This is a genomic window from Glycomyces luteolus (assembly GCF_027622875.1).
GTDB classification, from domain to species: domain Bacteria; phylum Actinomycetota; class Actinomycetes; order Mycobacteriales; family Micromonosporaceae; genus Glycomyces; species Glycomyces luteolus.
The window spans coordinates 141,731-154,760 of record NZ_JAPZVP010000014.1; the positions used below are offsets into that span (position 1 = coordinate 141,731).

General features: G+C 70.4%; 12 protein-coding genes and 1 pseudogene. 12 read left to right on the top strand and 1 reads right to left on the bottom strand.

Features of this window, described 5'->3' with window-relative positions:
• The first annotated feature begins 226 nt into the window (after window positions 1-226).
• The 12 genes and pseudogenes from O1R50_RS17725 to O1R50_RS17775 all read left to right on the top strand — a co-directional run bounded on the left by O1R50_RS17725 (window position 227) and on the right by O1R50_RS17775 (window position 12,696).
• Window positions 227-2,074, top strand: a complete 1,848-nt coding sequence (locus O1R50_RS17725) for a choice-of-anchor M domain-containing protein (RefSeq protein WP_270111476.1) — start codon at window positions 227-229, stop codon at window positions 2,072-2,074.
• Between the two features lie 22 nt (window positions 2,075-2,096).
• The gene (locus tag O1R50_RS17730) at window positions 2,097-2,735 is read left to right on the top strand and encodes a choice-of-anchor M domain-containing protein (RefSeq protein WP_270111477.1); all 639 of its coding nucleotides are present in this window, start codon (window positions 2,097-2,099) and stop codon (window positions 2,733-2,735) included.
• Window positions 2,736-2,884: 149 nt separating this feature from the next.
• Window positions 2,885-3,514: a choice-of-anchor M domain-containing protein gene (locus O1R50_RS17735; RefSeq protein WP_270111478.1), complete on the top strand. Its 630-nt coding sequence runs from the start codon at window positions 2,885-2,887 to the stop codon at window positions 3,512-3,514.
• Between the two features lie 77 nt (window positions 3,515-3,591).
• A complete protein-coding gene (locus tag O1R50_RS17740; RefSeq protein WP_270111479.1) occupies window positions 3,592-4,689 on the top strand; it encodes a WxL protein peptidoglycan domain-containing protein in 1,098 nt (365 codons plus the stop codon).
• Entirely contained in the window at window positions 4,686-6,179 is a 1,494-nt protein-coding gene (locus O1R50_RS17745) for an anchored repeat ABC transporter, substrate-binding protein (RefSeq protein ID WP_270111480.1), read from the top strand. The genes O1R50_RS17740 and O1R50_RS17745 overlap by 4 nt, the downstream gene beginning before the upstream one ends.
• A complete protein-coding gene (locus O1R50_RS17750) occupies window positions 6,176-7,609 on the top strand; it encodes a TIGR03773 family transporter-associated surface protein (RefSeq protein WP_270111481.1) in 1,434 nt (477 codons plus the stop codon). The genes O1R50_RS17745 and O1R50_RS17750 overlap by 4 nt, the downstream gene beginning before the upstream one ends.
• Window positions 7,599-8,378, top strand: a complete 780-nt coding sequence (locus O1R50_RS17755; protein WP_270111482.1) for an anchored repeat-type ABC transporter ATP-binding subunit — start codon at window positions 7,599-7,601, stop codon at window positions 8,376-8,378. Before O1R50_RS17750 ends, O1R50_RS17755 begins: the two co-directional genes overlap by 11 nt.
• Window positions 8,375-9,232 (top strand): anchored repeat-type ABC transporter permease subunit, encoded by an 858-nt coding sequence (locus O1R50_RS17760; protein WP_270111483.1) that lies wholly within the window; start codon window positions 8,375-8,377, stop codon window positions 9,230-9,232. The genes O1R50_RS17755 and O1R50_RS17760 overlap by 4 nt, the downstream gene beginning before the upstream one ends.
• Before the next feature lie 175 nt (window positions 9,233-9,407).
• Window positions 9,408-9,545 (top strand): annotated as a pseudogene (locus O1R50_RS26420) (hypothetical protein); the annotation flags it as partial.
• Between the two features lie 52 nt (window positions 9,546-9,597).
• The gene (locus O1R50_RS17765) at window positions 9,598-10,632 is read left to right on the top strand and encodes a CobW family GTP-binding protein (protein WP_270111484.1); all 1,035 of its coding nucleotides are present in this window, start codon (window positions 9,598-9,600) and stop codon (window positions 10,630-10,632) included.
• Window positions 10,633-10,708: 76 nt separating this feature from the next.
• Window positions 10,709-11,848: a GTP-binding protein gene (locus tag O1R50_RS17770; protein ID WP_270111485.1), complete on the top strand. Its 1,140-nt coding sequence runs from the start codon at window positions 10,709-10,711 to the stop codon at window positions 11,846-11,848.
• On the top strand, window positions 11,845-12,696 hold the full coding sequence (locus tag O1R50_RS17775; protein WP_270111487.1) for a class I SAM-dependent methyltransferase: 852 nt from the start codon (window positions 11,845-11,847) through the stop codon (window positions 12,694-12,696). The genes O1R50_RS17770 and O1R50_RS17775 overlap by 4 nt, the downstream gene beginning before the upstream one ends.
• Here the strand turns inward: O1R50_RS17775 and O1R50_RS17780 are convergent.
• The gene (locus O1R50_RS17780) at window positions 12,666-12,893 is read right to left on the bottom strand and encodes a hypothetical protein (protein ID WP_270111488.1); all 228 of its coding nucleotides are present in this window, start codon (window positions 12,891-12,893) and stop codon (window positions 12,666-12,668) included. The two genes, O1R50_RS17775 and O1R50_RS17780, sit on opposite strands and share 31 nt — an antisense overlap.
• Window positions 12,894-13,030 lie beyond the last annotated feature (137 nt).

The following is a 13,030-nucleotide window of genomic DNA, read 5'->3' on the forward strand; positions in this document are numbered from 1 at the left end:
CCCCCCCCCCCGGGGCGCGCCCCCCCCCCCCCCCGCCCCGGGGGGGGGGGGGGGGGGGGGGGGGGGGTGGGGCGCCCCCCCCGCCACTTTTCATGCGTGCGTTCGCATATGCGCAACATCTTGGTATTCAAGGTCACCGGGGGTCGGGTCTCTGTGGACTTCATATTGATAATGATTTCCGTTATCATGATTGAGCGTCCCCTCCCTCGACCCCGAAGGACCCCCGATGACCCTGACCTCAGCGCTGCCGCGGGCCGGAGCACTCGCCGCCGCGCTCTTCCTCACCGCGCTCGCGGCGCCGGCATCGGCCCAGACCCCCGGCGACCGCACCGTCCTGTCCGTCGGCCACACCGACGCCATGCAGATCACGTACGAGAACGGCCGGATGGGCCTGCGGGTCAAGGACGACACCGGCGACTCGGTCAAGTACCACGACCCCGCCGATGTGAGCTTCCAGGTGCTCCCGCACGCGCAGATGGCCGTCCCCGAAGGCGGGGCGCTCGACTTCATCGGCGAGCCCGGCGATCCGATCTGGCTGCTGCCCTTCACGCAGGACCACACGCTGCTGTGGCCCGGCTGGAGCACCGAGGAGCTGAACTCCGGAGTCTTCAAGGGCGACAAGGTCACCATGTCGCTGGTAGGTGCCGAGGGCCCTGGCGACGTGGCGCTGTGGGGTCTCGGCAACTTCGGCACTCCGAACGTCTGGTTCAACTCGCGCGACGGGCTGGCGGACTCGATCAACGTCAACGTGAACTCCCACGTCCACTCGACCTGGGCCTTCACGGCAGCGGGGGAGTACACCCTGAGCTGGGAGCTCACCGGCACGCTCGCGGACGGCACCGAGGTGTCCACCGGGAGCGTCGACTACCACTGGATCGTGGGCGGGCTGCCCGGCGAAGACCCCGGCGGCGACCCCGATCCCGATCCGGGCGGCGGCGACCCGTCCGCCCCCGACCTCGACGACCGGCTCGTCCTCGACGAAGGCCACGTCGACGTCCTCTCCACCACCTTGGACGGCGATGCGCTCTCGCTGCGGGTGAAGGACGGCACGCGCCTCCACGCCCCCGGCACCGTCGACCGGGACCCGGACGACGTCGCCTTCCACGCCGTCCCCGAATCCGAACTCGTCCTGACGCAACCCCAGATCGACTACTGGCAGGTCGGAGACCGGTACTCGGCCGGAGACTCCGTCTGGTGGCTGCCGGACAGTCAGCGGCAAGGCGTCCTCTTCGCCGGATGGAACTCCGACATCGCCGGCGGACTGCTGAAGGACGACACGCTCGGGCTCGAGTTCACCGACTTCAGCGGCCCGGGCGACCTGCTCATGTTCATGCCCGGCGACGGCATCGAGCCGACGATCCTCTACGCGGACACCGCGGACGGGCTCCCCGACATCATCGCCACGCGGGCCAAGACCCACGCCCACACCGACTGGCTGTTCAGCGAGCCCGGAGTGTACGCGCTGACCTGGCGGGCCACCGCCACGCTCGCCGACGGCACCCCGATCGCCTCTGAACCCGAGGAGTTCGTCTTCGTCGTCGGCGAGTGGCCCGCCGACGACCCGGACGACCCCGGGAACCCCGAGTTGGAGAGCACCCAGACCATCACCGCCACTGTGGACGCCGATGCGGGCGGCCTTGTCATCAGCGTCGACCCGAACGACCGCGACGTGGTCCTCCCCGCACTGGCGCTCAACAGCACCGCCACCCGGTGGACCACTGCCGGCGAACTGCGCCCGGTCACCGTCACCGACACCCGCTCGGCCGACCCCGGCTGGAACGCCGCCGCGCAAGTCTCGGAGTTCGCAAGCGACACAGGCGGATTCAGCAGCTCCCACCTCGGCTGGCTCCCCGGCGTCGTGTCCACCGGCGACAGCCAGCAGGTCACGCCCGGTACCGCGATCCAAGGCGAACTCGACGGCGGCCCCGGCCTCTCCACCTCGCAGATCCTCGCCGCCGCCGCGGCCGGGTCCGGCAGGGGCACCTGCGTGCTCGGCGCCGACCTCCGGCTCGACCTGCCCACCGACGTCGGGTCCGGGACCTACACCGCACTCGTCACCTTCACCGCAATCTAGGCAACTCGAAAGGACCCCCGCTTTGCGAACCATCGCGAAACGCTCCGCCGTCACGGCGGCTGCCGCCGCCCTGGCCATGACCGCCGCCCCGGCGACCGCCCAGGGCTCCGGAAACCACACGGTCCTCGACCAGGGCCACGTCGACGTCTTCGGCCTCGCCTACGAGGCGGGCGCACTCGACCTGCACGTCCACGACGAGGAGCACGACGGCGAATACGCCCCCGGCGAGGTCGTCCTCAAGGTCAACAACGAGGCCAAGACCACCGTTCCGGCCGGATACGACTTTCTCGGCACGGCCGGTGACGACGTGTGGATCCTGCCCGACACCGAGGTCGCCGGACTGCTCTTCGCGGGCTACGGCGCCGAGGAGATCGCCCCCGGCGACTTCGCGAGCGACTCGCTCACCATCACCGTCCACGATGCCTGGGGCGACGTCGACCTCTACACGGTGGACGACCTCGGCGCACCGGCCGTCGAATTCGACTCCGACGCGGGCCTCGGCTCGTGGGACGTCACCGCCGGAGGCCACGGTCACCTGAACTGGGCCTTCGGCGAGGCCGGCTTCTACAAGCTGACCGTCGAGGCCGAAGGCGTCCTCGCCGCCACCGGCGAGACCGTCTCGACCGGCGAAGTCGACTACTGGTTCTGGGTCGAGGCCTAGCACCAGCCACGGCGCTGACCGCAAGGCGCACACCGCCATCCCCGCGAGACCGCTCTGACCGGCGCCCCATACGAGGACGGGGCGGCCCGACACACTCCCCGGACCGCCCCGTCCCTCCCCACCCGTCCACCTCCAGAAAGGAACCCCCCGTGCGAACCCTCGCGAAATCCTCCATCGTGGCCGGCGCCATCGGCGCCGTGGTCGCCCTGCTGTTCTCCGGAACCGCGCAGGCCGCCACCACCGTCGGTTCCGGGCACGTCGACGTCCTCGCACTCGCATACGACGACACCGCGAACAAACTCGACCTGAACGTGAAGCTCTACTCCACCGGTCAGATCCTGGAACCCGCGGACCTCGTATTCGACGTCCACAGTGCCCATCAGGTCACCCAGGCCAGCGCCTCGGCCTGCCGCTGGGACGCCGGCACGAACTGGGTCCTGCCGAGGCTCGAGGCCTCCGGCAAGATCTGGGCCGGCTGGAACACCGACGGCCTCAACCTGCCCGCCTTCGGCGGCAGCGTGACCGCCGACCTCGTCTCCTACTCCGCCCCGACCGGCGGCCACGTCGCCGTCTACGACGCGACCACGGCCACCACCCGGCTCCACACCGACCCCGCCTGCGACGACGGCGCCATCGCCGTCTCCGAATCGCACCACCACCCGACCTGGATCTTCACCCAGCCCGGCACCTACACGCTGACCTTCCAGCTCACCGGCACCCACACCACCGACGGCCCCGTGACCTCCGACCCGGTCACCTACACCTTCGACGTCGGTTAACGACCTGGTTCCCTCCCACAGGAGCGGGGCGGTCCGACCTGCCGGGCCGCCCCGCCACCCGATCCGAAAGCGCCCCCTTGAAACCCATCCCGGCCCTGTGCCTGCAAGCCCTGAGCGCCGCCGCGCTGGCCGCCGCGCTGCTCGCGGCGAACTCCGCAGCCGCCCAAGAAGCGGCGGCCGAGGAGCCCGCCGTCGTCACCTGGGGCGTCAACCCCTCCAGTCAGGACGGTCCGGACGGCCGGTCCGCCTTCGACTACGAGCTCGACCCCGGCGAGACCCTCATCGACTTCGTGGGCGTCTCCAACTTCGGAACCGAGCCGCTCACCGTCGGCCTGTACGCCTTGGACGCCTTCACCACCGAGACCGGCACCTTCGACCTGCTGCCCTCAGGCGAGGAGCCGGTCGACGTCGGCTCCTGGATCGGCTTCAACGAACCGCGCCTCACGATCCCGCCGAAGAGCCGCCTCGACGTGCCGTTCGCGCTCACCGTCCCGGCCGACGCGACGCCCGGCGACCACGTCGGCGGCATCGTCGCGGTGGTCACCGAATCCACCACGGGCGCGAGCGGCAGCGAGATCCAGGTGGAGCGGCGCGTCGGCGCCCGCATCCACCTGCGCGTGAGCGGGGAAATCGACCCGGACCTGGTCCCCGAGTCCGACGACGAGGCCTTCCATTACACCTGGAACCCGATCGAACCGGGGGGCCTGAGTTTCAAGTACGCCGTGGAGAACACCGGCAACGTCCGTCTCCAAGGGACGCTTGTCGCCCGGGTCTCGGGTCCTTGGGGCCTGCTGAAGAAGGAGTTTCAAGTCGCCGAACTCCCGCAGATCCTGCCTGGCGACCGCTACGAGGGCACCGTGCGCTTCGAAGGGGTCTGGCCGCTGCTGTACGAGCACCTCGAACTGATCGTTCGGCCCGAAATCGTCAATGAGGCCGACGCCGGGATCCGCCTGTCCTCGCGTTCCGACGAGACGGGTTTCTGGGCTCCACCTTGGACGCAGGCGGCCGTCGCCGCTCTCCTCGTCTTCGCCGTCTGGATCTGGATCAAGGCCCGCAAACGCGAGCGGCGCAATGCTTCGCGGCCCGATGCGGGCACACCCGCGAAGCCGGCGCCCGAGACCGATGAGTCGGCGCCACCGAGCCCCGACACCCCGAAGGAGCCCGCCGAAGCATGAGAAGGACCCTGACCGCCGCGACCGCCGCCGCGCTGCTGCTCACCGGCTGCTCCGGCGCGGGCGGAAGCAGCGACGGCGTCGACGTCGTCGTCACCACCGAGCTCATCAAGAACTGGACCGAAGTGGTCGGAGGCGACCGCGTCAACGTCGAGACGATCGTCCCGCCCGGCGGCGACCCGCACTCCTACGAGCCCAGCCCGAACGACGCCGCCAAGGTCGCGAAGGCCGAGCTCGCGCTCACCAACCACCTGCTGCTCGAAGACCACCCGCTCATCAAGCTCTTCGACGCAAACGTCCCCGAGGACGTCCCCAACCTGTCGCTCGCCGAGAACGCTGAGCCATACGGCGCCAAGCTGATGCCGCTGGTGGAGAACATCAGCCTGGACACCGTCTGGCTCGGCTTCGGCGTGCGCGGCGAGACCGAGACCCGCTCGGCCGAGATCGGCATCCGCCTCGCCGAGTTCACCGGTCCCGGCCAGGCCGCCATGTTCCTCACCGACGCGTTCGGCCAGCCCGAGATCTACTGGAACTCCGCCGACGGCCTCGCCGAGAACGACGTCATCACCCTGCCGCCCAACGCGCACACCCACGTCAACTGGACCTTCACCGAACCCGGCGTCTACACCCTCACCACCGCTGCCACCCTCACCGACAACGGCGCCGTCACCGACGCCGGCACCGCGACCTTCACCTACGCGGTCGGCGTCAACCCCCGCGAAGTCCAGCCCGGCGCCGCTGTCCTCGACAGCGGCCACGTCGATCTCACCGTGGACCTCGACACTGGCGGCCTCATCGCGCGCGACGACGACCGGGGCGAGCTCGCCCCCGACGCGGTCGTCATCGACGTGCCCACCAAGGCCATCGAGGTGATCCCCGCCGAGGAGCAGTTCGCGTTCCTCGGGGCGGCGGGGGAGGAGATCTACCAGCTCCCGCAGGCCGTCCTCGGCAAGCACGTGCACGGCGAGATCGATCCGCACCTGTGGCAGGACGTCGCCAACGCCAAGGCCTACGTCCAGGTCATCGCCGACGCGCTCATCGAACGCGACCCCGAGGGCCGCGAGACCTACGAGGCCAACCGCGACGCCTACCTGGCCGAACTCGACGACCTCGACGCCGAAGTGGCGGCGGCGATCGCGTCCATCCCCGAGGCGAGCCGGCAGCTCATCACCACCCACGACGCCTTCGGCTACCTCGCGGACGCCTACGGCATGCAGATCGCCGGGTTCGTCGTCCCCAACCCGGCCGCCGAACCCAGCGCCAAGCAGGTCGAGGCCCTCACCGAGACCATCGCCGACCTGCAAGTCCGAGCCGTCTTCGTCGAACCGAACCTGCACGCCCGCGCCTCCGTGCTGCGCCAAGTGGCCGAGGATCAGGGCGTCGAAGTCTGCACCCTTCACGGCGACGCGCTGCCCCAAGACGCACCGACCTATATCGACATGATGCGGCAGAACGCCTCTGAGCTGAGCCGCTGCCTGGGAGGAGACCAATGAGACGACACCGCCGGATAGCGGCCCTCGCGGGGGCCGCCGCGCTCGCGGCGGGCCTGTACGCCGCGCCCGCGAACGCCCAAGTGGCCGAAGGGCTCGCCGAGTTCGAGACCGCCGGGTCGCGACTGGAGATCAACGCGCCGGGCGAACTGGCCACGGTGCCTTCGATCGTGCCCGAGCGCGAGGACTTCGCGTTCCTCGGTGAGGCAGGGGATCTCGTGTGGGTCGCCGGTACGGTCGACGGCCAGACGTTCCCGATGCTCGACGCCAAGGATGTCGATACCGATGTCGAAGTGTCCCTGTCGAAGACCGACGGTCCGGGCGAGGCCTGGCTGTACACCTTCGAAGGCGCCGGGTTCGCCGCCCCGCTCGCCTCCACCGCTGATGAAGGCTCATTCACCCTGACCGCCGGGACCGCCGCCCCTGTGGTCCTCGCCGTGAACGAGCCCGGCCAATACACGCTAGAACTCGTCGCACAGGAGGACGAGGGGGCCAAGGGCTCGGTCGCCACGACCGGGCACGGCCAAGCCGCCACCACGGCCAGAGCCTCCTACAGCGTCACTGCCGAGGACGCCACTGTTCAAGAGGCGCAGTCGAACGCGACCGGAGGCAACAACGGCAGCGCCCAGGCCGGCACTTCCTGCGAGGTCGTGAATGACGGCCACGTCGACATCGGCCCCCGCTTCGTCGACGGCACCTGGACCGTCCAGATGCGCGATGACCGCGCCTCCGAGTCGGTCTGGCGCGACCTCGAAGACGTCGTGCTCCAGGTCCCCGACGCCGGGCTGTTCCCGATCCCCGAGGGCGACTTCGGATTCCTCGGCGCCGCAGGCGATGAGATCTACATGCTTCCGCAGGTCCAGGCCTCCGGGATCGTCTGGCCCGGCTGGAACACCCAGGACTCCAGTGTGATCGACGGCGTCCCCGGCGCGGTCGAGTGGAACCTCACCAAAGTAGACGGTCCGGGCAATTTCACGATCTTCCTCACCGGCACGTTCGGCGGCGCCGAAATCCTCTTCAACTCCGCGGAGGCACTGCCGCAGACGGTTTCGATCCCGCGCAACACCCACGCGCACGGCAACTGGACCTTCTCCGAACCCGGCGTCTACCGCCTCACCGTCGAGTTCACCGCCACCACCGGCGACGGTGCCACGGTCAGCGACACCAAGGACATCCAAGTGGCCGTGGGCAATGCGGCGGACACGAACACGGCCTGCTCCGGCGGCGACTCCGGTGACGGCGGCGGCGACTCGGGCGACAAGGACGAAGACGGCGGCTTCCTGCCCACCACCGGCACCGGATGGCTCCTCTGGGGCCTCGGCGCGGCCGCTGCCGCAGTCGTGATCGGCGTGATCATCATGTTCGCGACCCGCAAGCGCCGCAACACGACCGGTCCCGAAGCCGCCGCAGCCGAGGACGCCGATGCGAGCTGACCACGAAAACCCCACCCCGGAAAACCCCGGCCTGCAAGTCTCCGGAGTCGCGGTAACCCTGGGCGGCAACCAGGTCCTCCACGACGTGGACCTGGCCGTCGCCCCCGGCGAGACCGTGGGCCTCATCGGCCCGAACGGCGCCGGCAAGACGACCCTCCTGCGCGCCGTCCTCGGCCTGCTCACCCCTGACACCGGAACCGTCCGCATCGCCGGAGAACCGCCCCGTGGAGCCCGCGGCCACCTCGGATACGTCCCCCAGAAGCACGGGTTCGCCTGGGACTTCCCGATCACCGTCGCGGCAGCGGTCCTCAACGCGCGCATGGTCACCCGCTGGGGCGGCGCGGCGCGCAGGGCCGACCGCGACGCCGCAGCGCGCGCCGTCGCCCGCGTCGGCCTCACCGACCTCGCCGGACGTCCGATCGGGGCGCTCTCGGGCGGCCAGCGCCAGCGGGTGCTCGTCGCGCGAGCGCTGGCCCGCGAACCGGGGCTGCTGCTCCTCGACGAGCCGTTCACCGGTGTCGACGTGCCGACTCAGGAACTCCTGGTCGGGCTCCTCGGCCAGCTCGCCGAAGAGGGCACCGCGATCCTGATGACCACCCACGACCTTGCTCAGGCGCGGGCGGTCTGCACGCGGCTGTGCCTGCTCAACCGCACGGTGGTCGCCGACGGTCCGCCGTCCGGACTGGACGATCCAGCGCTGTGGCTGCGGGCGTTCGGGGTCGCCGAATCCGAGCTGCTGCTCACCGGTACCGCGAAGGAGGCGACATGATCGAATGGCTGACCGAGCCGTGGCAGCTCGCGTTCATGCAGCGCGCGTTCATCGTCGCGCTCATCTCGGCGGTGGTGTGCGTCGTGGTCGGCGCGTTCGTCGTGCTGCGCGGCATGGCCTTCATCGGCGACGCCGTCGCGCACGCGGTCTTCCCCGGTGTCGCGGTCGGGTTCGTGCTCCACGCGAACCTCGCGCTCACCGGGGCGGCGGCCGGAATCGTCACCGCGGTGGCGATCGCGTTGATCAGCCAGACGCGGAGGCTCAACGAGGACACGGTGATCGGCATTTTCTGGGCCGGTTCGTTCGGCCTGGGCATCGTGATCGTCTCGACCCAGGACGCCTACACGGGCGACCTCACGTCGTTCCTGTTCGGACAGATCTTGGCGCTCGGCGACAGTGATGTGATCGCCGTGGCGGTCGTCGGCGCAGTGCTGGTGGCGCTCACGTTCCTGCTGCGCCGCCAGCTGATCGCGGTGAGCCTGGACCGCGAGACGGCGAAGGCGTCCGGGCTGCCCGTGCTGGTGCTGGACATGGTCCTGTACGCGATGGTGACGGCCGCGATCGTGGTGGCACTCCAGGCGGTCGGCAACGTGCTCGTACTGGCGCTACTGGTCACTCCCGCGGCCACGGCCCGAATGGGCACCGAACGCCTCGGCACGATGACCGCCGCCGCGTGCGTGCTCGCGGCGTTCGGATCGGTTGCGGGCCTCTATATCTCGTACCACTACGACCTCGCGGCCGGCGGCATGATCGTGCTGGTCCTGACCGGCATGTTCCTGCTCGCCTGGCTGGCCGCCCCGAAGCACGGCCTCCTCTGGAAGCGCCGCAGCGCGGCGCCCCTGGAGGCGAGGTGATCAGGGGGTGCCGAGGACGATCGCCTCGGTGGCCGGTGCTTGCCCGCTGGTTCGGCGTTCGAGCACGGTGACAGCTGCGGCGAAGTCGCGGAATGCGTCCGCGACCTCGCCGGCGCAGTGCGTCCTCGCTTCTTCCGCAACGAGCAGCGGGGCGATCCGTATGCTCGTGCCCTTGGCGGCAACCGTGATCGCGGTCCTCGCCGCCTGGGACCTCTTCGGCGAGCTCCCGCTGGTCCTCGGCGTCGCGGGGCACGAACTCTCGACGGTGATCGTGGGCCTCAACGGCCTGCGCCTGCTGAGCCGCCGCCACTGGAGCGAACGGGTGCTCCAGCGGCGCACCAGTCGAGCCCGGTTACCCTCTGCGGGTGAGCAGCCTCGCCTTCAACGACACCGGCCGGGTGCCGGTCATCGTCCTGTCCGGTCATCTCGGCGCGGGGAAGACGACATTGCTCAACCATCTGCTGAGCCGTCCGGGAGCGCGAGTCGGCGTGGTCGTCAACGACTTCGGCGCGGTGAACGTCGACGCCGCCCTCGTGACCGGGCAGATCGACGAGCCGGTCTCGATCTCCGGCGGCTGCCTCTGCTGCCTGGGCGACGTCGGCGGCCTCGACCTCGCCCTGGAGCGGCTGACCGATCCGCGTCGCCGGCTCGATGCCGTCATCGTCGAGGCCAGCGGCATCGCGGAACCGGCCGCGCTGGCTTGGATGATCCGGGCCAGCAAGGTGGCACGGGTGCGGCCGGGCGGCGTGATCGACGTCGTCGACGCGGTCGAGCACTTCACCACTGTGGACTTCGACGGCCCGCCGCCCGCGCGGTTCGCCGTCGCGACGCTCGCGGTGATCAACAAGATCGACCGGCTGCCCGCCGACCGGGCCGAGTCGGCACTGGCCTCGATCGAGGCGCGCATCCGCGAGGTCAACCCCGGCATCCACATCGTGCGGACCTCGCGCGGCCGGGTGGACCCTGAACTCGTGTACGACGTCGCCTCCGCCGACGACCCGCAGGACGAGCTTCCCCTTGCGGCGCTTGCCAGGCAGGCGCACCACCGCGAGAGCCACCGGCACGCGGCGGCCGTGACCGTGCGAGCCGCCGCCACTGTGGACCCCGGCCGCCTGATCGAACTCTGCGAGGACCCGCCGCCGGGCGCCTACCGGATCAAAGGCACGGTCACCGTCGACACGGGCCGCCGTCTGGGGAGTTTCACCGTGAACGTCGTCGGCGACCAGGTCCACATCGCCGACCGCGCCGAGGCCGCGACCGGCGGCGAACTGGTCGCGATCGGGACCAGCCTCGACCCGGAAACCGTGCGACCGCGGCTCGAAGCCGCCCTCGCGTCGACGGACCGCCGTAATCCCGAGGGGCTGCGGCGGCTGCTGCGCCTGCGCGATCTGAGCCGGTAGCAAGGCGCCACCGGAGGAGGGTCCCGGCCGCACATCGATTAAACTGACAACCATTTCCATTAATGAAGGGTTGTCGATGAAGAAACTGCCGGTCACGGTGCTGTCAGGATTCCTCGGCGCGGGCAAGACCACGCTGCTCAACCACGTGCTGGGCAATCGGGAGGGCCTTCGCGTCGCGGTCATCGTCAACGACATGAGCGAGGTCAACATCGACGCCGACCTCGTGCGCGACGGCGGCAGCCTGTCCCGCACTGAGGAGCGCCTGGTCGAGCTGAGCAACGGCTGCATCTGCTGCACCCTCCGCGACGACCTCCTCGAGGAGGCCGCCCGGCTCGCCCGCGACGGCCGCTTCGACTACCTGCTCATCGAATCCAGCGGCATCTCCGAACCGATGCCCGTGGCCGCGACCTTCGCGTTCGGCGAACTCGAGCAGGGCCTTCTGTCGGATCTGACCGAGCTCGACACCATGACCACCGTCGTCGACGCCGCGAACCTCCTTGTCGAACTCCAGCGCGGCGACGACCTCGTCTCGCGCGGACTCGACGCCTACGAGGACGACGACCGCACCGTCTCCGACCTCCTCGTCGACCAGATCGAATTCGCCGATGTACTGGTGCTCAACAAGACCGACCTCGTCACCGCCGCCGAAGCCGACCGCGTCGAGGCGGTGCTGCGCCGCCTCAACCCCGAGGCGCGCCTGCTCCGGGCCAGCCACGGCCGCATCGACACCGCGAGCGTCCTGGGCACCGGCCGCTTCGACCTCGATCGAGCGCAGGAGGCACCCGGCTGGGTCAAGGAGATCAACGGCGAGCACGTGCCCGAGACCGAGGAGTACGGCATCTCCAGCCTCGTCTTCCGCGACCCCGCGCCCTTCCACCCGGAACGGCTGTGGCAGTTCGTACAGGATCTCGACTCCGGGCGCTTCGGGACCGTCCTGCGCTCCAAGGGCTTCTTCTGGCTCGCGACGCGCCCCGAGGTGACCGCCCTGTGGTCGCAGGCCGGCGCCGTCGCCCGCTTCGACCCCTTCGCCGCCCGCGACGCCGAGCAAGGCCAGGAACTCGTCTTCATCGGCGTCGCCATCCAACACGCGGCGATCGAGTCGGCCCTGCGCGAATGCCTTGCCCGCGAAGGCGAACCACTCGACGCCGACCCATTCGAACCCTGGGACGCCTACGGGTTCGAGCACGAACACGACCACGTTGGGATCGCACATTGAGCAAGCAGATCGCCCTCGACTACGCCGAACACGCCAACTGGCTGCTCGACAGTGCGCACAAGGACGCCGAGCGGTACCGGCGGCTCGCCGCCGACCTGGTCGCGCCGGGCGACAGGCGGGCGGCCGACATCGGCTGCGGCGGCGGAGGCATGGCGGTCGCGCTGGCCGCCACGGTGCCCGAAGTGGTCGCGTTCGATGCGGACGCCGCCGTGCTCGACGTGGCCCGCGTCTACGCCGACCGATGCGGTGCCGCGCTGGCATTCGCGTTGGGCGACATCGAATCCGGGCCCGAGGTGCTCCTCGATGCGCTGGGCGGGGCGGTCGACCTGATGTGGGCCGGCCACGTCGTCCACCATGCTGCGGACGAGCAGGCCGCGCTCGCCACGCTGGCGGCGGCCGTGACGCCGGGCGGGCGGCTCGCCGTGGCCGAGGGCGGGATCGGGGCGCGCGTACTGCCGTGGAACGTCGGCGTCGGCAGGCCGGGCCTGCAGGCGAGGCTGGAAGCGGCCGGAAGTGAGCGGATGATCGCCGAGAACCTCGAGCGCGGCGCGGTGCCGATGCCCTACGGGTGGACGGCGGCGCTGGGGCGGGCGGGCCTGACGGAGGTGCGGACGCTGAACGAGATCATCGACCGGCCCGCGCCCCTGGAAGGCGCGGCGCTGACCGAGGCGCTCGAGAACCTGGAGGCTCGAGTCGGCTGGTTCGAGGCCTTCCTCGACGAGGACGACCGGGCGGCCTGGAAGACCCTGCTCGACCCCGAATCCCCGGCGTGGCTCGGCCGCCGAGGGGACCTGCACCACCTCGAAGTCCGCTCGGTCTACCTGGGCCGCAAGCCGAAGCGGGGATGACTGCGCGAACCGGTCCGGTGCGGCAGCAGGCGTTCCAGCCCGGCGAGTGTCGTGTCGACGACGAAGCGGTAGTACCGCTCCTCCGCGGTCTCCTCGTGGTCGGTGTGGCCCGCGATCGCTGACATGAGGATCTGCGCGCCGGGATGGTCGGCGCCGACGCGTTCGAACTCCTTCATGATCTGGGCGGTCAGCGCCACGGCGTCGACGATCCGCTCGGGCGCGAGCCCGGCCCGGGTGGCGGTCGGTTTCGGTGAAGCGGCTCCTCACGGCGTCGTCCGTGCGCAGACGCGCCCCGCAACTCCAGCGGCCGGGCCGGTCCCCGTGCCATCCTGAA